Source organism: Phaeobacter sp. (assembly GCF_022825805.1).
In the GTDB taxonomy this organism is placed as follows: domain Bacteria; phylum Pseudomonadota; class Alphaproteobacteria; order Rhodobacterales; family Rhodobacteraceae; genus Phaeobacter.
The window spans coordinates 18,448-35,975 of record NZ_JAJDWC010000139.1; the positions used below are offsets into that span (position 1 = coordinate 18,448).

Consider the following 17,528-nt stretch of genomic DNA (forward strand, 5'->3'; position numbering starts at 1 on the left):
TGACGCGGCCCACTCAGGCCTGTTCGAAGAATTGCGCGATGCTCTCCGCAAAGGCGAGGCTATCTGCCCCAGTTTGCAGGCTCTTCATCGCATCGGCGTGAATTTCCGCTCCAAGCGTTGGGGCCATATATTCCGTTAATGCAGCGATGAACGCAGGCGACATCTCTGGGTGATGTTGTGTCGTGTAGATATGACTGCCGATGGCAAAACCGCTCGTCAGACCGTTGCATCGGCTCAGCTCCGTGGCGCCCTTCGGCAGGCGATCCACGTATTCCTTGTGCGAGCCGAACAGTTTCACATGATCCGGTAGGTGTGCAGTCCAACGTGTGCGGGATGTCTGCTCATTTCGTGTCAGCCCCTGTACCCAACCTCCCGGCACGGTTCCGACAGATCCACCGAGCGCCACAGCAATGGCCTGGTGCCCAAAGCAAGCTCCGAACAAAGGGAATTTACGCTCGTCCAGGTCCCTGATCAAGGAAAGAAACGCTGGGATCCAGGGAAGTGGATCATTGATGGAAGACGGGCTGCCTGTGATCATGGCACCATCAAAAGATGCCAGGTCGTTCGGCACATGCCCCGCCTGAATATCGACCAGGCTGCAACGCCAGCCGGGTCGAACGCTTTGGATCAACGTGTTGAATTTCTCACTGTCATGCGGATGTGCAGCAGCGAAATCGCTGTGATCTGTGTTGGTTAGCAGAATGGCCAAATGCATGGTGAAACCCGGGCTACTTTTCTATTTACATATTTATAGCTCAATTTAATATACATACAAGTAATGGGGCAGGGAGAGCGCTGGCATGACAGTCTGGACACCGCTGGATGACGGATTTGCGGATCTGAGCAGCCATGACAGTTTTGCGCAGGGCGTGCCGCACAACACATTTGCGCGTCTGCGCCGGGAGGATCCGCTGCATTGGACCGAGTATGCGGGCGGAACCAATTTTTGGTCGGTCACCCGCTACGATGACATCACCAAAATGAACAAAAATACCGAGGTCTTTTCATCCGCGCGCGGGATCCGGATGGAGGACCAGACCTATGAGGAATATCTGGCCCGTCGCACCTTTCAGGAAACGGATCCACCGGAACACTCCCAGGTTCGCATGAAGCTCCTGAAGGCATTTTCAAAGACGACGATGGCGCAATACGAACATGACATCCGGGAGCTGTGTGCAGAGATCCTGGATGCGGCGCTGGCGAAAGGTCAATTTGACGCCACCAAGGAGATCGCCAGACAACTGCCGATGCGGATGCTCGGCCGTGTGGTTGGTTTGCCGGATGAGGATCTACCTTGGCTGGTGGAAAAAGGTGACGCCCTGATTGCCAACACCGATCCTGACTTCACCTCGCATGTTCTGGATAAGATGGAGACCGATGATTTCCGGATGATGCCATTTAATTCGCCCGCTGGCGCCGAGCTCTATGCCTACGCCAAAGCGCTGATGGAAGCCAAAGCGCGGGCGGGTGATACGGCAGGCGTCCTGAACATGATTTTGCAGCCAGCGCGGGACGGATCATCCATCACCGAGACCGAGTTTCGCAATTTCTTTTGCCTGTTGGTGGCCGCAGGCAATGACACGACACGATACTCGATTGCAGCGGGTATTCAGGCGATGTGCCATCAGCCGGAATTGCTGGAGCAGATGCAACAGGGCGGTGCGGTTTGGGAAACCGCCGCCGATGAAATCATCCGCTGGGCAACTCCTGCGATCTATTTCCGCCGGACGGCCACGCGGGATGTGGAAATGCACGGCAAAACCATCCGAGCCGGGGATAAAGTGCTCTATTGGTTTGCCTCGGCCAATCGCGATGACGGCTATTTTGTCGATCCGTTTCGCGTCGACCTAATGCGCCAGCCCAACAGGCATCTGTCATTTGGCCAATTTGGTCCGCATGTGTGTCTGGGCATGTGGCTTGCCCGCCTCGAAGTCACCGTTTTGTTTCAGGAGTTGGCCAAGCGCATTCAGCACATCGAGGCCGCGGGCCCGCACCGGTTCCTTCGCTCCAACTTCGTCGGCGGGATCAAGGAATTGCCCGTCAGGGTGAAGGCTGCGTAAGCTGGACGCACCAAGTCTGACCCATACAAGAGTGGCCAAACGCGCGGACAGCGGCGGGGCCTTTGCAACAGGAAAGGACCCGATATGAAACCTCGTTTGCGTGCGCTGTTTTGTGACCATCTCAGCATTATGCGGGGCAAATACCTCCCGGAAAGCAAAATCGGAGACGACAGCACCCGTTTTTGTCGATCCGTCTTCGGCACCCACTATGACAAGGATTTGCTGGATGCGCCCGGTGCCATGGTCAAACAGGGGCTTCCCGATATGGAGCTGCGCTGGCGTCACGACGACATTCGCGACAGCTGGCACCAGGATACCAAAATTGTTGTCGGGGACCTGTATGACGATAGCGGCGCGCCCCTTGGGCTGTGTCCACGCGGCGCGCTAAAACGTGCGGTCCAGGATTGGCAAGCGCTGGGATTGAGGCCCAAAGTCGGCATCGAGCTGGAGGCGTATGCTCTGCAGGGTGATGAAGCAGGCAGGCTGATGCCCTATGATGCGCCGGGTGGTGTGGTCTACGGCACCGGACCATTTGCCGACCCCCTGCGTTTCAACGACAGGATCTGGGCGATGGCGGATCAGATGGGGTTCGCGCTGGATATGATCACCGCAGAATTCGACAGTCCACAGTTCGAATATACGCTCACTTTTGATGATGCAGTCAAAGCGGTGGACGACATCATTTTGTTCAGATTGATGGCCCGTGAAATTGCTTTGGAATACGGGATCGTCCTGACCTTCATGCCGAAACCGGTGGCCGAGGGTGGTGGCTCAGGCATGCATGTGAACTTTTCGTTCCAGGATGAGGCCGGTGGCAATGCCGTGGCCTCGGGCACGGATGGTGGGCCTGAGCATATGAATGATCTGGCGCGCGGTTGCCTGGCGGGGCTTTTGCAGCATCACAAAGGTCTCGCTGGTCTGATTGCCCCGACATCTAACAGTTATATGCGACTGCAGCCGGGATCTCTGTCGGGCTACTGGCAGAACTGGGGCGGAGATCATCGCAATGTGACGACCCGGATCAGTTCAGAAGGCGGACCAAAAGCGCGATTGGAACATCGCATGGCGGATGCATCGGCAAACCCCTACACCGCGGTGGCGGCCGTGCTGCAGGCGTCTCTATTAGGTGTGCAGAACGGCTATGCGTTGCCACCGATGGAAACCGGTGATGGTTTTGACCGCACTGATGCGCGTGAGGGCACTGCGGTCGATTTGAAAGGGGCCGTTGCGGATTTGGAAAAAGATCAGGTGCTGGCCGCTGCGGTCGGGCCAGAGCTTGTCGCAAACCACATTTACATGAAGCGCAAGGAGGCCAGAAAGACACGGGATTTGGAAGGCGATGCTCTGCGCGACTTTTACGTGCACTTCATCTGAACTGTGGGCCCAGTTTGCGGTTCTGCCATGACTTCTGGTGCAGCGTTTTGTGGCCTTGAATTATAGGGCTGCGCAAGCCACTCTGCATATCGGTCCCGCGCCGTTTGGGTCGGCGCGTCACTCGATAGTTGAAGGTATCCATGACACAGGACAAGACACCGGCTGCTGCGCTATCGCCGCAAACTTCCGACGTGCCGCAGCCACAGATCGTGGCGAGTTGTCATGGTGTGGATGTGCCCGACAGCCCCTATCTGAATGAGACACGTATCAGGCGGATCAACGAATCTCGCTACGAACGCGAAGAGATCGCCGGTGTGCTGAGCGTTGTTGGGCCAGATGATCGGGTGCTTGAGGTTGGTGCTGGTATTGGACTGGTCGGTGCCATCGCCGCCAAGGCCTGCCATCCGGAAACGGTGCTCTCCTTTGAGGGCAACCCGCAACTCATCCCGGTGATCCGTGATCTCTACGCAACCAATGGCCTGGAAAGCCGCATTTCGGTGCGCAACGCAATTCTGGTCGCAGGGGCAGATCAGCCCAAGAGCATGCCCTTTCACATCCGTAAGAGTTACCTGGGCTCGTCCTTGTTGAACCCGGGGCAACGCCCATCGCAGGTTGTGGATGTGCCAACAGCAGATTTTTCGACTGTCTGTCAGGTCTTGAACCCCACCGTTCTGGTGATGGATATCGAGGGCGGCGAGCTGGAGCTGTTGCAGAACATCGACCTGACGGGGTTTCGGGCCGTCGTGATCGAATTTCACCCAGATGTCTACGGTGTGCCCGGTATGCGCAGCTGTAAACGGGCCTTGCTTGATGCGGGGTTCGTCAAACAGGAAGATGTGTCCACGCGCAAAGTGTGGACTTGCGTACGTTCGTGAGGGAGCTGACTGCAGTGCTTTGTGCTGCAGCCAGTGCTATTTCACAGGCGGTCCGGTGTCAGACCTGTCGGTTTGCTAGGTCAGCGTGACAGGGCTGTTTCGAACCCCGTTTCCAGCGCCGCCAAAATGGCATCTGTATCATGTTCGCTCAGAACCAGTGGTGGCGATAGGATGATGTTTGGGCCCGAGACCCGCACCATCGCGCCAGCCTGGTAGGTGGCATCCTGGATTTTCCCTATGGTGGTTTTGTCGATAGGTGATTTGGTGGCGCGGTCTGACACCAATTCAAGCGCACACATCAAACCGTGGCCACCGCGCACATCTCCGATCACGTCGTAGGTTTCGGCCAGTTTTTGCAGGCCTGCGAACAGCTGCCTGCCTCTCTCTGCAGCATTGGCGGGTACGTTCAACCGTTCGGTTTCTGCCAAGCACGCCAAGGCAGCCGCGGCGCCAACCGGATGACCGGAATAGGTATAGCCATGGCCGATGGCTGCGGCCCCGGATTTATCATGTTCGAAAACTTCGGCCACTTTGTCCGCAATCATTACGGCGCCAAAGGGGAAGTATCCGTTTGTGATCGCTTTGGCAGTGCACATCAGATCGGGTTGCACCCCCCAGTGGCGTGAGCCGGACCAACTGCCGGTACGGCCAAAAGCTGTGATGACCTCATCCGCGATCAGGAAAATACCGTGCCTGCTGCAGATCTCTCTGACGCCTGGCATAAAACACGGATGGGGTGGGATGACGCCGCCTGCACCCAGGACCGGTTCCATAATGAATGCGGCAATCGTGTTGCCACCTTGAAAGGCGATCTCGTCCTGCAGGGCTTGCAAACAGAGATGCGCCAGACGCTCCGGATCAGTTTCGCCGAATGGATTGCGATAGCTATATGGCGCCGGGATATGATGGCACCCGGGCAAAAGTGGCTCATATTGGGTTCGGAAGTTTGCGTTGCCATTGACCGACGCCCCGCCCATGTGGGTCCCGTGATATCCTTTTTTCAGACTGAGGAACTTGGTCCTACCGGCCTCTCCGCGGATCTTATGATACTGGCGCGCAAGCCGCAGCGCGGTTTCGACCGAGTCCGATCCGCCCGAGGTAAAGAAAGCCCGCGTCAGCCCGTCTGGCGCAAAAAAGCGACGCAGTTCTTCGGCCAGCTGAATGACCTGATCGTTGCTGGTCCCACGGAAGGTCGAATAATAGGGCAATGTGTCCAGCTGTGCTGCAATTGCGTCTTTGACCGGTTGGCAGGAAAAGCCCAAATTCACATTCCAAAGACCGCCAACGGCATCCACAGTTTCATGGCCGTCCAGATCAGTGATCCGCACGCCGTGGGCTTTGGTCACAACAGTCGGTGGATTGGCTTGGCTGTCTGCGGGGTGGGCCATCGGGTGCCAAATGGATTTGGCATTATGTTCTTTGAGAAAGTTGGAGTCTTTCATGCAATTCGCTCCTGCATCGGCCGGGCGGCCAGTCAATTCGAGTGGGGTGGTTCGGCCTGCGGATAAGAGGCTGGCGCAGAACCACCGATACGAGAAATAAGAGCCGCGCCTGCGCGTCGCAGGGCCGCTGGGATCAGTTCCTTTTGCTGATCGCTCATACGGGACACCGGGGCCGCCACAGCAAGCGCCCCAATCACATCGCGGTTGGGCCCGAAAATGGGCACAGCGTGGGAATGCACATCTGCCTCAAACCCGCCAATGGATTGTGCCAGACCCGAGGTCCGTATTAGCCCCAGCTGTTCGCGCACGATGTTTGGATCGGTGACGGTCGCATTTGTGTGTGCGGCCAGGGGTTGGTTCAAGGCACCGTCAACAAAGCCGGGATCGGCAAAAGCCAGAACCGCGAGGCCGGATGACGTGCCATGAAAGGTCAGCACCTCGGCGTCTTCCATCATGACCTTGGTGGCGTGGCGGCGTGAATAGGCATGCGACAACGAGTTCAACTGATCGCCTTGCAACAATGACAGGTGGGTTGTTTCGCCGGTTTCGTCGCTGAGATCGCGCAGAACACGGCGGGACACAGACAAGATCGGAACAGAGGCCTCGCGCAGAGCCGCTAGTCGCAAAACCTGTGGACCCAGCCTGTAGGCGCGATCCCCGTTGGCTTGCTCGACAAACCCGCAGTCCTGCAATTCCGTCATCAGGCGGAACACCGTTGCTTTGTTCAACCCGGACAAACGTGTGAGATCGCTCAGCCCGATCTCTGTTCGGCCGTGATTGAAATATGTAAGCAAATTCAGCGCTTTGGATACGGTTCCCATAGCTATTATGCGGGTCCTTTTTCCGATGTCAGTCGTAGTGCCGGAGCCGAAGGCGGCGGGTGTCTTTCATTTTTGTTGACAGATATGCGGGAGAGGGTCAATCTAAAAACAAACCAATGGTTCAAATAATGAACCGATAAGCCGACCGGGAGACGACTATGAGACTGATGAACTGCATGACAAGCGCCGCGCTCAGCGCTGCGATGATGGTGGGTGCTGTTTGGGCCCCAGTTGCGGCGCAAGCTGAGTATCCTGAAAAGCCCGTGAATTTCATCGTGCCTTGGCCTCCCGGCGATTTGGAAGATGTCCTGACGCGCATGATCGCAGAGGATTTTCAGACCGAATATGGTGTCGCCGCTGCCGTCGTGAACAAGCCAGGTGGCGGCGGTGGGCCATTCCCGGGCGCCATCGAAGTCGCCAATGCGCCAGCGGACGGTTACACCATTGGGTCGTTCGTGATCGGCGTTCCGGTCATGGGCCACCAGATCGATATTCCGCCTTTGACACCCGAAAAGTTTGACCCGCTTGGGATTTTCCTGACCTATCCATTTGTCATCGCAACCTCTGCGGACGCCCCTTATGGCACCATGCAGGAACTCGCCGCCTATGCGCAGGACAACGATGTGGCGCTGGGCCACTTTGGCGATGTTCTGACGCCAACCCAGGTGACCAAAGCCTATGCCAAAACGGCTGGGTTTAACTGGGGATCTGATGCGGCCTTTGATGCGCTGGATTGTAACACCCTCGCGTCCGGTGATGCGGATGTCATCAACACCACCTTGCAGTTGGTCCTACCCTGTTTGGATGACATCAGGGTTCTGGTCTCGATCACCGATGAACGGATCCCTCTGGTGCCGGATGCGCCAACGATTGGAGAGTTGGAACCCAGCCTGAATATCGCGCTTTGGAATGGGCTTTTTGTGACCAAAGATACCCCTGAAGACGTCCGCCAGAAGATCATCGCCGTTGCGGAAAAAACGATGATGAGCGACCGGGCGCAGGCCGTGGCCAAGGAAACTGGCGCGCTGGTTTACTGGCAGAACGCTGTCGACAGCGCCGCGCGTGTGGCAGGCGATATCGACACGATGGCTCGCATCGGCGCCTTGATGGAGTAATCGCAGCTTTGGCCGGAGGGTCATTGCCGCTCGGCCCGGCAGGTTTGCGATCTCTCGCAGCCCTGCCGATGGCCGGATCTGAGGCAGAGCGCGCAAAGATCCAAGAAGGGGGCGCAGCACATTGACAACCGAAAGAGAGCGCCGGTTTGTCGGCCCCCGCCGCGGCCAACGTGTGTTTGCTTTGGCTATTTTGGGGATGGCGGTGGGATTGCTGTTCTTGCTTCCTGATCAGACCACATGGGCAAAGAACACAAAACTGTTCGCACAGCCACGTTTCTGGCCTGCTGTCGCATTGAGCGGAATGGCGGTGTTTGCGGCGCTGCATGTCTATCGTCTGCCCTGGAAACGGGTCACGCGCCATGATGTGCAAGAGCTGCGCCGCTGGCTGTCCGCGGTAGAGTTCGCAGCATGGTTCATGGGCTATGTGGTTTTGGTCCCCATCGCAGGCTATCTGCCGGTGACATTGGTTTTTGTCCCGGCGCTGGCCTGGCGGATGGGCTACCGTCGCCGGAGCATGATCCTGATCTGCTTTGCCTTTGCAACGATTGTGGTGATCTTCTTCAAAGCGGTGCTTGCCGTTCGGATACCCGGTGCCCTGTTGTACGAAACCTTGCCTGCGGCCCTGCGCAGCTTTGCGATCTTGTATCTCTAGGTCGATTTCCGAGGAAAAGAGCGACAGATGGATCTGCTTTACTCTGCCTTTGATATCCTGCTGCGATGGGATGTGGCCATCGCACTTCTTGCGGGATCTGTCGGAGGCGTTCTGATCGGCGCCATTCCCGGCGTTGGCCCTGCTGTGGCCATTGCGATCCTGCTGCCGGCCACGTTTTCGCTGGACCCAATCGTGGGATTGACGGTCCTGTTGGGGATCTACGGCTCATCCATGTATGGCGGTGCAATCCCGGCCATTTTGATCAACACACCAGGAACGGCTGTGAATGCGCTGACCACCTATGATGGTCACCCTATGACCGCACGTGGTGAGCCGCGACGCGCGCTCAGTCTTGCCTATTCGGCCAGTTTCTTTGGCGGCGTGTTTTCAGTGATCTGCCTTATCTTGTTTGCACCGGTTTTGGCGCGGATTGCGCCGATGTTCGGTTCCAGGGAGATATTTCTGGCGGCACTTTTGGGCCTGACCTTGGTTGTGGTCGCCCATCGTGGCCAGACTTTGATCGCGGGTGCGTTGGCCTGCCTCGGGATTTTCCTGAATACGATTGGAATGGAGCCCGTCAAATACACCCAGCGCTACACGTTTGATCAGGATTTCCTGGGCAGTGGTGTCAATCTGATCGTCGTGGTCTTGGGTCTTTTTGCGCTGTCACAAGCTTTTGTCCTGCTGACAGACGAAGATGAAAAGATCCGTGTCAGCCGCTTGCGGGGTGGCATGTTCCAAGGTCTGCGCGAACTTGCGCGCCACCCCCGCGTTGCCAGCGTGTCGGCCAGTTTCGGCGTGCTGATGGGAATGATCCCTGGGGTTGGGGAATTCACGGCCCAGTTCATGGCCTATACCTACGCTCAAAAAACCTCAAAACGGCCGCAGGATTTTGGCCGCGGCTCCTCCGAGGGCCTGATTGCTGCGGAAACATCCAACAATGCGGTGCCCGCAGCGGCGATGGTGCCTTTGCTGGCACTTGGGATCCCGGGCGAAGCGCTGACCGCGATGATGTTGTCCGTGTTCTATGTCCACAACGTTGTGCCAGGTCCGGGGCTGTTCCAGAACCAGATGGATTTTGTCGTCGCACTCTATTTGGCGTTGCTGCTGTTGAACATATTGGTGCTGCTGTTCCTGCTTGGCGCTACGGGCGTGTTGGTGCAGGTGGTGCGTATTCCCAACCGCTTTCTGGGTGTGTGCATTTTGACGCTCAGCTTTGTGGGTGTCTATTCACTGCGCAACTCCGCCACGGACTGCATGCTGGCGGCGGGATTTGGTGTGTTTGGTTTCATCCTGAAGCGCCTGTCGCTGCCAGCGGTTCCAATCATCCTTGGCATGGTGCTGGGCGGGATCATGGAGGTGAAGCTGCGCGCAGCGATGGCCCGTGTGAAAACGCCGTTGGATTTCATCGACCGTCCCGTGGCGTTCATTCTTTTTCTACTCATCATCACAGTGCTGCTGGTTCATGTCTTGCGGGTGCGCAAAGACAGCCAGAGCCTGAAGGAGGCCGAATGGCAGATCAAAACCGCATCAACGAGCTTCGGGGCACTGATGTGGCGCCGCAGAAACTCTTTCTTGAAGGCTCATGGCAAGAAGGTCAGGGCACGCCACTCACGGTTACTTCGCCGATTGACGGATCTGTTCTAACCACTCTCGCCGCTGCTTCCAGCGATGATGTCGACAGGGCCGTCGCCTCTGCCAGGCGTGCGTTTGCGGATGGCCGTTGGTCACGTCTTGCGCCAGCTGCCCGGAAAAAAATCTTGATGCGGATCGCAGACCGGATCGAGGCCGAGGCGGTTGAGCTGGCTGTTCTGGGTGTGCGCGACAATGGAACCGAGTTCAACATGGCGCTGAAGGCAGAGCCTGGCTCGGCGGCCGGGACGTTTCGCTACTATGCCGAAGCGTTGGATAAAGTGGCAGGTGAAGTCGCGCCAACCCCTCCTGATGTCCTGGGCCTGGTCCACCGCGCGCCGGTGGGGGTGGTTGCGGCAATCGTGCCGTGGAACTTTCCGCTGATGATCGGAGCCTGGAAACTCGCGCCAGCCTTGGCCATGGGCAATTCGGTGATTTTGAAACCCGCCGAAAGCGCGTCGCTCAGCCTTTTGCGGCTGGCGGAGATCTGCGCAGAATGCGGCCTGCCGGATGGTGTGCTGAACGTGGTGACGGGGCGAGGCACTGAAACCGGTGCCGCCCTGGCACATCACATGGATGTGGATGTTATGGTGTTCACTGGATCCGGCGCAACCGGGCGGCACCTGCTGGCAGCGTCGGCGCAATCCAATCTGAAGCGTTGCTATCTCGAACTTGGCGGTAAATCCCCAAACATCGTCTTTGCCGATGCAAAGGATCTGGATCAGGCCGCCAAAGTTGCCGCTATGGGGATTTTTCGCAATTCCGGGCAGGTCTGTGTTGCAGGCTCGCGTTTGCTGGTTGAACGGTCCATTCACGATCATTTTGTGGATCAATTGAAAACGCATGCTGAGGCGCTGCGTGTGGGTGACCCACTTGATCTAAACAGTCAAATCGGCGCGGTGAATTCATCCGCTCAACTGGCGGCCAATCTGCGACATGTCGATCAGGCCCTGTCAGAGGGCGGCAACATCGTCTGTGGCGGGCAGCAGATCCTGCAGAAGACTGGTGGCACCTACATGGCCCCGACCATTGTCACGGGCGTGACTAGGGATGCGGCGCTGTTTCAAAATGAGGTCTTTGGCCCGGTGCTGTCTGTCACCGCATTTGACAGCGAAGAAGAAGCGATCCAGCTCGCAAACGCCACCAGCTATGGTCTTGCGGCAGGGGTATGGACCGCTGATTTGTCCCGCGCCCACCGCTGCATTGCCGAACTGCGGACGGGCGTTGTGCATGTGAACACCTATGGCGGTGCTGATATGACCGTGCCGTTGGGCGGGGTGGGTCAATCGGGCAACGGGCACGACAAGTCGCTTTATGCGTTGGACAAATTCGTCGACCTGAAATCTGCTTGGATCCAGCTGTGATGCTGTGGACCAAACTGCGCAACCCGCAGCAGTTGCAACGTGCAAGGGTTGGCGCAGGCCATGGCAAGGACGCCCTGAAACATTACAGCCCTGAAACACGACAGCCACGAGACAACACGCCATGAGGGAGGCATGACATGGTCGAAAAAACAATTCTGATCGTTGGCACCTACGACACCAAAGAGGCCGAGTTGACCTATCTGGCCGAGGTGATCACCGGGCAGGGTGGCCTGGTCAAGACCATGGATGTGAGTGTGCTTGGCGATCCGAACCAGCCGACAGATATCAGCAAACATGACGTGGCCGAAGCAGTCGGCAGCTCCATCGATGCAGCCATTGCATCGGGTGATGAAAACACCGCAATGCAGATCATGGGGGCAGGTGCGGCAACGCTTGCCTTGGCGCAATACCGGGCCGGATCGATCCATGGTGTGATCGTTCTGGGGGGCACCATGGGCACAGATCTCGCCCTTGATCTATGTTCTGCGCTGCCGATCGGGGTCCCAAAATACGTGGTCTCGACTGTTGCGTTTTCGGCGCTGTTGCCGCCAGACCGTTTGCCTGCGGATGTTCAGATGATCCTCTGGGCAGGTGGTCTCTATGGTTTAAACGGGATCTGCAAAGCGTCTCTGTCGCAGGCTGCGGGCGCTGTCTTGGGGGCGGCGCGAGCAGTGGAGCCGCCAACCTCGACCCGTCCGGTCATTGGCATGACGTCCTTTGGCAAGACCGTGCTGCGGTATATGGTTGATTTGAAACCAGCGCTGGAAAGCCGCGGGTTTGATGTGGCGGTCTTTCATGCCACCGGCATGGGGGGGCGGGCGTTTGAAAGTCTCGCTACCGAAGGCGCCTTTGCCGCGGTGATGGATTTCGCACCACAAGAGGTCAGCAATCATCTGTTTGGCGGTTTGTCGGCCGGGGCTACCCGAATGACCGGCGCAGGGCGCTCCGCAACCCCGCAGATGATCGCGCCCGGGTGTCATGATCTGGTGGATTTTGTTGGCTGGCAGGCGGTGCCGGACAAGCTGCGGGATCGACCCGTTCATGCCCACAATCGGCTGCTCAGCTCGGCGGTCCTGTCCGACAGCGAACGCAGACAGGTGGCAGATGCGCTCTGCGATAAGCTGTCGACTGCACGCGGGCCAGTCGCGGTTTTGGTGCCGCAGGGGGGATGCCATGAATGGGACCGCGAAGGCGCGGATCTGCACGATTCTGCGGCCCTTGCGGCATTTTGCGATCACCTGATGGCCAATTGTCCAGCCAACGCGTCGCTGCATCCTCTTGATGGTCATATCAACGATCAAATGTTCATCGAAAAAGTGCTGGAGATCTTTGATGGTTGGCTTGCAGATGGGACTGTGTCGCGTGGTTAACTGCGCGGAACGGTACAGAACGGCACGTCCCAAAGCCACCAGCCTTGTCTCCCCCCAGATCAGCGCCTAGGGTCGCGAGGATTTAGGCCCGTCTGGTGGCGTGGCCTGTTGGGGCGACTGCGACAGGGTTTCCCCAACAAGGTCCCACCAGACTTGGCGGTTTGCGCAGTTTTGCACGGAGAAAACACCCATGGTTCAGGCAATCGATTATCAGCGGGTTGGGGACATCGCGGTTTTGAAGGCGCAGAACCCGCCTGTGAATGCGCTTGGGATTGACGTGCGACGCGGGCTGTTGTCCGGCATCGAACGCGCCGAGCAAGAAGGCGCGCGCGCAATCCTGATCTATGGCGATGGTCGAACCTTCTTTGCCGGGGCGGATATCCGTGAATTTGGCAAACCGATGCAGGCACCCGGGCTGCCGGATCTGTGCAACCGGATCGAAGCGGCCTCCGCCATCGTGGTCACTACGCTGCATGGCACTGCCCTGGGAGGCGGATTGGAGGTTGCGTTGGCCTCGCACTATCGGGTGGCCGTGCCGAGCGCCAAAATGGGACTGCCAGAGGTTCATTTGGGCATCCTGCCCGGCGCAGGCGGCACCCAAAGATTGCCACGGCTTGTTGGATGCGAAGCCGCTTTGGACATGATCACAACCGGGCGCCACGTGAGCGCGCAAGAAGCACTGGAACGTGGTGTAATTGATCGGATCGCCGAGGGAGAGCCCCGTGAAATCGGACTGGCTTTTGCACAGGAATTGCTGGATCAGTCAGCGGATCGACGGCCTGTCTGTGATTTGCCGCCCCCGGCCGCTGTTGATTTTGATGCAGCCTACACGCGCGTATTGGCAAAGGGACGCGGGCAGTTGTCGCCTGCCGTAGCGGTGAGAGCCGTCCAGGCCGCAGCCGAAGCGGACAGTTTTGCCGATGGGCTGGCGCGGGAACGTGCCTTGTTTCAGGAACTGATGGAAAATGACCAACGCCAGGGCTTAATCCACGCCTTCTTTGCCGAACGCGCCGTCAGCAAACTGGAGGAGCTGAAGGGCGTCACGCCGCGCGCTGTGTCCGCTGTGGGTGTGATCGGCGGTGGCACTATGGGTGCAGGTATCGCCGCGGCGGCGGTGTTGGCGGGCCTCTCTATCGTGATCATTGAACGCGCGGATCAGGCCGCGCAAGACGCCCGCGAGCGGGTGTTGGCAAACCTCTCAGGTGCGATGAAGCGGGGCAAGATCACGCAAGATCAATACAGCGAAATCGCATCAGACAAGCTGCAGGTGGCAACGGACTATGCGGCGTTGCAACACGTCGATCTGGTGGTGGAGGCCGTCTTTGAGGACATGGCCGTGAAGCGCGAGGTTTTTGCCGCGCTCGATGCCCATTGCAAGCCGGATGCTATTTTGGCCAGCAACACGTCTTATCTGGATTTGAACGAGATCGCCGCCGCCACCTCACGACCTGAGAATGTGATTGGGCTGCATTTCTTTTCACCCGCGCATGTCATGAAGCTCCTCGAAGTCGTGGTTGCCGATAAGACCGCGCCAGAGGTTGTCGCAACAGGGTTTGCGCTTGGAAAACAATTGGGCAAAATATCTGTCCGGTCCGGCGTTTGTGATGGGTTCATCGGCAACCGCGTGATGAATGCCTATCGCAAAGCAGCGGATCACATGGTTTTGGATGGTGCGTCGCCCTATCAAATCGACAAGGTCATGACTGGCTTTGGCTTCCCGATGGGTCCCTTTGCAGTTGGTGATTTGTCGGGGCTGGATATCAGCTGGGCCGCGCGCAAACGACGGGCCGCCACCCGCGACCCACGCGACCGGGTGGCGCAGTTTGCAGATTGGCTTTGTGAAGCGGGGAACTTTGGACAGAAGACCGGTAAAGGGTTCTACGTCTATGAAGCCGGGCAGCGGGGTGGTGTGCCCAATCCGCAGGTGGCAGAGCTGATTGCGCGCGATCAGGCCGCCCAGGGGATCACGCCGCGGTCTTTTTCGGATGAGGAAATTCTGCGCCGTTATATGTGCGCGATGGTGAACGAGGCCGCCAAAACGGTGGGCGAAGGCATCGCCCGCCGCCCGCTGGATGTCGATATGGCGATGGTCTTTGGCTATGGCTTCCCACGCTACCACGGTGGCCCATTGAAATGGGCCGATCTTCAGGGCCTTGATCAGGTGCTGCGAGATATCGAAACCTACGCAGAACAGGACCCGTTTTTCTGGCAACCCGCACCCCTGCTGCAGCGCTTGGTGGCCGATGGTGAGATGTTTCAGTCCCTTAATGCCATGTGAGGGGCAGTGCTTCGGGCTGCTAAACAGCGCCGGAAGCAGCATCCCATTTGTCCGAAAAAAGGCGCCAATCGGCGCCTTTTCCTTTGGTTGAAACCCGCTGTCTGATTGCCCTGGGTCAGGCGGCGTTGCCTGTTGCGGCCGCACGAATGGTTTTGATGTTGTCGCCATAGACGCCGGGGTTTTCGACTGATCCGCCTTTGAAGACGGCAGATCCTGCGACCAAGACATCTGCCCCGGCCTCTGCCACCAGCGGTGCGGTGCGCGGATCAACTCCACCATCGATCTCGATGTGAATGGGGCGGTCGCCAATCATCTCACGCAGCCTGCGCACTTTTGCCGTCATATCGATGAATTTCTGGCCGCCGAAGCCCGGGTTGACGGTCATGACGCAGACCAGATCGGCCAGGTCCAGCACATGCGCGACAGCCTCTGCCGGTGTCCCGGGGTTGAGAGCAACACCCGCTTTCATGCCTGCACCACGGATGGCCTGCAATGTGCGATGAATATGTGGGCCTGCCTCGACATGCGCGGTCAAGACATCGGCGCCGGCGTCTGCATAGGCGTCAATGTAGGGGTCGACCGGAGCAATCATCAAATGCACGTCCATCACGGTCTTAACGTGGGGGCGGAACGCTTTGACCGCCATCGGGCCAAATGTCAGGTTCGGCACGAAGTGGCCGTCCATCACATCGACATGGACCCAATCTGCGCCCTGCGCCTCGATGGCCTGGATCTCCTGGCCAAAGTTGGCGAAATCTGCAGATAGGATTGAAGGCGCAATCTTGATCTGTCGGTCAAAACTCATGGCGAAGGTTCCTTGCGATTGAGGCGCGTCTACTGGGGTTGGTTGGCCAGCCATATAGCGCCTCATCCGGCTGCCGCCTAGGCTGATGCGTTACAAAAGTTTCATCTGGCTGACATGGAGGCGTTGGGTGCGCCCCATATGACGATAGCATACAGCGCAGGGGCAGCCGTGTTGCATATCGATCCAGTTTCCAACCAACCATGCGGGATGACACGCGCCTCGCGATGCGAGGGGGCTGGCACACCCCGTTTAACTGGTCTTGTCAGTTGCGATCGTGACGGATCGGACATGCTGCAGCGTGTTGTGACCGGTCGGATCGACATCGCAGAGCTTCAGGGTTTTGGCCCCAACAGTCCCGTCAGGACCCTCTGCACCACAGCGGATTGCCAACAACAGACAGGCCGTGCAGCAGCGCGGCGACGACCCACCACGCTGATGCCGCGCATGGATGTGGTGTCGAACGTGCTGCGTGGGGTACCTCATCCTCAGACATCCCTGTCAGAGCTGTTCCGCCTTTACCCGCGAGAAGACATCGACCGGGCGATCGATTGCCTTGATCGTTTTGGCATGTCGGCCCATGCGAGCAAACGGGTTGATGCGCTGTCACAGGGGCAGAAGGTGCGGGTCCTGATGGCCAGTGCCTTGATGTGCAATCCCTCCGTGATCAGGGCCCATGATCTCTTGGCGGCGTTGGATCCAATGAACGTGCAGGACGCGATGGAGACGCTGCGCCATATTCAAAGAGACGACAGGCGCGCAGTGTTCATCAGTTTGCCAAGCGCTCAGTTGGCCCGCCGCTACTGCGATTGGATTGTCTTTCTGCGGGCCGGTCAGATTGTATTCGACGGCCCATCCGAGGTGTTCAGTGACGCTACTGTCGATGATGCCCGCGCACCTGGGCGAGATCCTGCCCCAGACACTGGGATGATCCGCTGCGATGCGCCTAGTCGTGCACGCCCGATGTGCGAATTGATCACTCTGTTCTGAGCGTCTTACAGATCCGTGAACCAGCGAAGCCGCCCAGGACCATCACCCGGCGAACGTTTGACGGCTGATCAAGTGAAAGCGCCCCAGCGTGTCCTCTCCGACCAGGGCGAGATCGGAAATTGTGATCGGTGTCGGTAACAGCGGAACCAGACGGGCCTGCAAAAACGTTTCAATCTCGGGTAGTTCGGACTTGGGCTGCCGCCCGCTGAGCGTGATGTGAAAGCGAAAACTGTCCCCCACATAGGGATAGCCCCAGGTCATAAGCGCCTGTTCCTGCACCGCGGAGAGCCCACCTTGGCGTCGCCGTTCCAATTCCGCCTCCGGTGGTGGGGCGCGGAATTCGTCAAGATCGCGCACACATTGTAACGCCAACTTGTTCAGAGCAGATTGGTCGCCAACCGGACAGAGCGCCAGAAATCTGCCCATGCGCGTCAACGCCAGCCCATCCAAAGACACCGCGCGCGCAGAGCGTGCCAAGGCTGCAAACCGATCTGCCAGCGCATCGACGCTTGTACCATCTGCAAGCCGGAAAGGCGGTTTGATCGTTGCGTGCAGACCGTATTTTCGCGGCGTTCGCGTTATGGCGGAGATATCCAGGCCGGTGTCTGCCGGGTGATCAATCTGTTGCCCGTGATGGATGTCCCAACCCAACCACTGGGTGGCGAACTGGCTCCACGGCTCTGTGGCTGGCGGCAGGTAGTAGATCGCGTATCGTGAGAATGTCACTCTGGTCTCCCGATCTGGGCGCTTCTG

15 protein-coding genes are annotated in these 17,528 nt (G+C 58.3%); 10 read left to right on the forward strand and 5 right to left on the reverse strand.

Going from position 1 to position 17,528, the window contains the following annotated elements; all coding sequences use genetic code 11:
- Positions 1 to 13: 13 nt before the first annotated feature.
- On the reverse strand, positions 14 to 715 hold the full coding sequence (locus Q0C28_RS16060) for a type 1 glutamine amidotransferase (protein ID WP_293577298.1): 702 nt from the start codon (positions 713 to 715) through the stop codon (positions 14 to 16).
- An 85-nt stretch (positions 716 to 800) separates the two neighbouring features.
- Between Q0C28_RS16060 and Q0C28_RS16065 the strand changes: the two genes are divergently transcribed.
- The 3 genes from Q0C28_RS16065 to Q0C28_RS16075 all read left to right on the forward strand — a co-directional run bounded on the left by Q0C28_RS16065 (position 801) and on the right by Q0C28_RS16075 (position 4,309).
- Positions 801 to 2,060, forward strand: a complete 1,260-nt coding sequence (locus Q0C28_RS16065) for a cytochrome P450 (RefSeq protein ID WP_293577300.1) — start codon at positions 801 to 803, stop codon at positions 2,058 to 2,060.
- Between the two features lie 84 nt (positions 2,061 to 2,144).
- Positions 2,145 to 3,434 carry a glutamine synthetase family protein gene (locus Q0C28_RS16070; protein WP_293577302.1) on the forward strand — a complete coding sequence of 430 codons (1,290 nt, stop codon included), beginning with the start codon at positions 2,145 to 2,147 and terminating at the stop codon, positions 3,432 to 3,434.
- A 140-nt stretch (positions 3,435 to 3,574) separates the two neighbouring features.
- Entirely contained in the window at positions 3,575 to 4,309 is a 735-nt protein-coding gene (locus tag Q0C28_RS16075) for an FkbM family methyltransferase (RefSeq protein WP_293577304.1), read from the forward strand.
- 80 nt (positions 4,310 to 4,389) lie between these two features.
- Here the strand turns inward: Q0C28_RS16075 and Q0C28_RS16080 are convergent, their stop codons facing one another.
- A complete protein-coding gene (locus tag Q0C28_RS16080) occupies positions 4,390 to 5,751 on the reverse strand; it encodes an aspartate aminotransferase family protein (RefSeq protein ID WP_293577306.1) in 1,362 nt (453 codons plus the stop codon).
- A gap of 32 nt (positions 5,752 to 5,783) precedes the next feature.
- Positions 5,784 to 6,572 (reverse strand): IclR family transcriptional regulator, encoded by a 789-nt coding sequence (locus Q0C28_RS16085; protein ID WP_293577308.1) that lies wholly within the window; start codon positions 6,570 to 6,572, stop codon positions 5,784 to 5,786.
- Between the two features lie 203 nt (positions 6,573 to 6,775).
- Here Q0C28_RS16085 and Q0C28_RS16090 point away from each other — a divergent pair, with 203 nt between their 5' ends.
- The 6 genes from Q0C28_RS16090 to Q0C28_RS16115 all read left to right on the forward strand — a co-directional run bounded on the left by Q0C28_RS16090 (position 6,776) and on the right by Q0C28_RS16115 (position 14,983).
- On the forward strand, positions 6,776 to 7,687 hold the full coding sequence (locus tag Q0C28_RS16090; protein WP_293577345.1) for a tripartite tricarboxylate transporter substrate-binding protein: 912 nt from the start codon (positions 6,776 to 6,778) through the stop codon (positions 7,685 to 7,687).
- A gap of 121 nt (positions 7,688 to 7,808) precedes the next feature.
- Positions 7,809 to 8,339, forward strand: coding sequence for a tripartite tricarboxylate transporter TctB family protein (locus Q0C28_RS16095; RefSeq protein WP_293577309.1), 531 nt, complete (start codon positions 7,809 to 7,811; stop codon positions 8,337 to 8,339).
- A gap of 27 nt (positions 8,340 to 8,366) precedes the next feature.
- Positions 8,367 to 9,986 carry a tripartite tricarboxylate transporter permease gene (locus tag Q0C28_RS16100; protein WP_293577311.1) on the forward strand — a complete coding sequence of 540 codons (1,620 nt, stop codon included), beginning with the start codon at positions 8,367 to 8,369 and terminating at the stop codon, positions 9,984 to 9,986.
- Positions 9,893 to 11,335 carry an aldehyde dehydrogenase gene (locus Q0C28_RS16105; protein ID WP_293577347.1) on the forward strand — a complete coding sequence of 481 codons (1,443 nt, stop codon included), beginning with the start codon at positions 9,893 to 9,895 and terminating at the stop codon, positions 11,333 to 11,335. The genes Q0C28_RS16100 and Q0C28_RS16105 overlap by 94 nt, the downstream gene beginning before the upstream one ends.
- Positions 11,336 to 11,472: 137 nt before the next feature.
- Positions 11,473 to 12,705 carry a Tm-1-like ATP-binding domain-containing protein gene (locus Q0C28_RS16110; protein ID WP_293577313.1) on the forward strand — a complete coding sequence of 411 codons (1,233 nt, stop codon included), beginning with the start codon at positions 11,473 to 11,475 and terminating at the stop codon, positions 12,703 to 12,705.
- Positions 12,706 to 12,895: 190 nt separating this feature from the next.
- The gene (locus Q0C28_RS16115; protein ID WP_293577315.1) at positions 12,896 to 14,983 is read left to right on the forward strand and encodes a 3-hydroxyacyl-CoA dehydrogenase NAD-binding domain-containing protein; all 2,088 of its coding nucleotides are present in this window, start codon (positions 12,896 to 12,898) and stop codon (positions 14,981 to 14,983) included.
- A gap of 115 nt (positions 14,984 to 15,098) precedes the next feature.
- Here the strand turns inward: Q0C28_RS16115 and rpe are convergent, their stop codons facing one another.
- A complete protein-coding gene (rpe, locus tag Q0C28_RS16120) occupies positions 15,099 to 15,788 on the reverse strand; it encodes a ribulose-phosphate 3-epimerase (protein ID WP_293577317.1) in 690 nt (229 codons plus the stop codon).
- A gap of 288 nt (positions 15,789 to 16,076) precedes the next feature.
- Here rpe and Q0C28_RS16125 point away from each other — a divergent pair, with 288 nt between their 5' ends.
- Positions 16,077 to 16,775, forward strand: coding sequence for an ATP-binding cassette domain-containing protein (locus tag Q0C28_RS16125; protein ID WP_293577319.1), 699 nt, complete (start codon positions 16,077 to 16,079; stop codon positions 16,773 to 16,775).
- A 42-nt stretch (positions 16,776 to 16,817) separates the two neighbouring features.
- Here Q0C28_RS16125 and Q0C28_RS16130 read toward each other — a convergent pair whose 3' ends face one another.
- Entirely contained in the window at positions 16,818 to 17,501 is a 684-nt protein-coding gene (locus Q0C28_RS16130) for a DUF1045 domain-containing protein (RefSeq protein ID WP_293577321.1), read from the reverse strand.
- Positions 17,502 to 17,528: the final 27 nt, after the last annotated feature.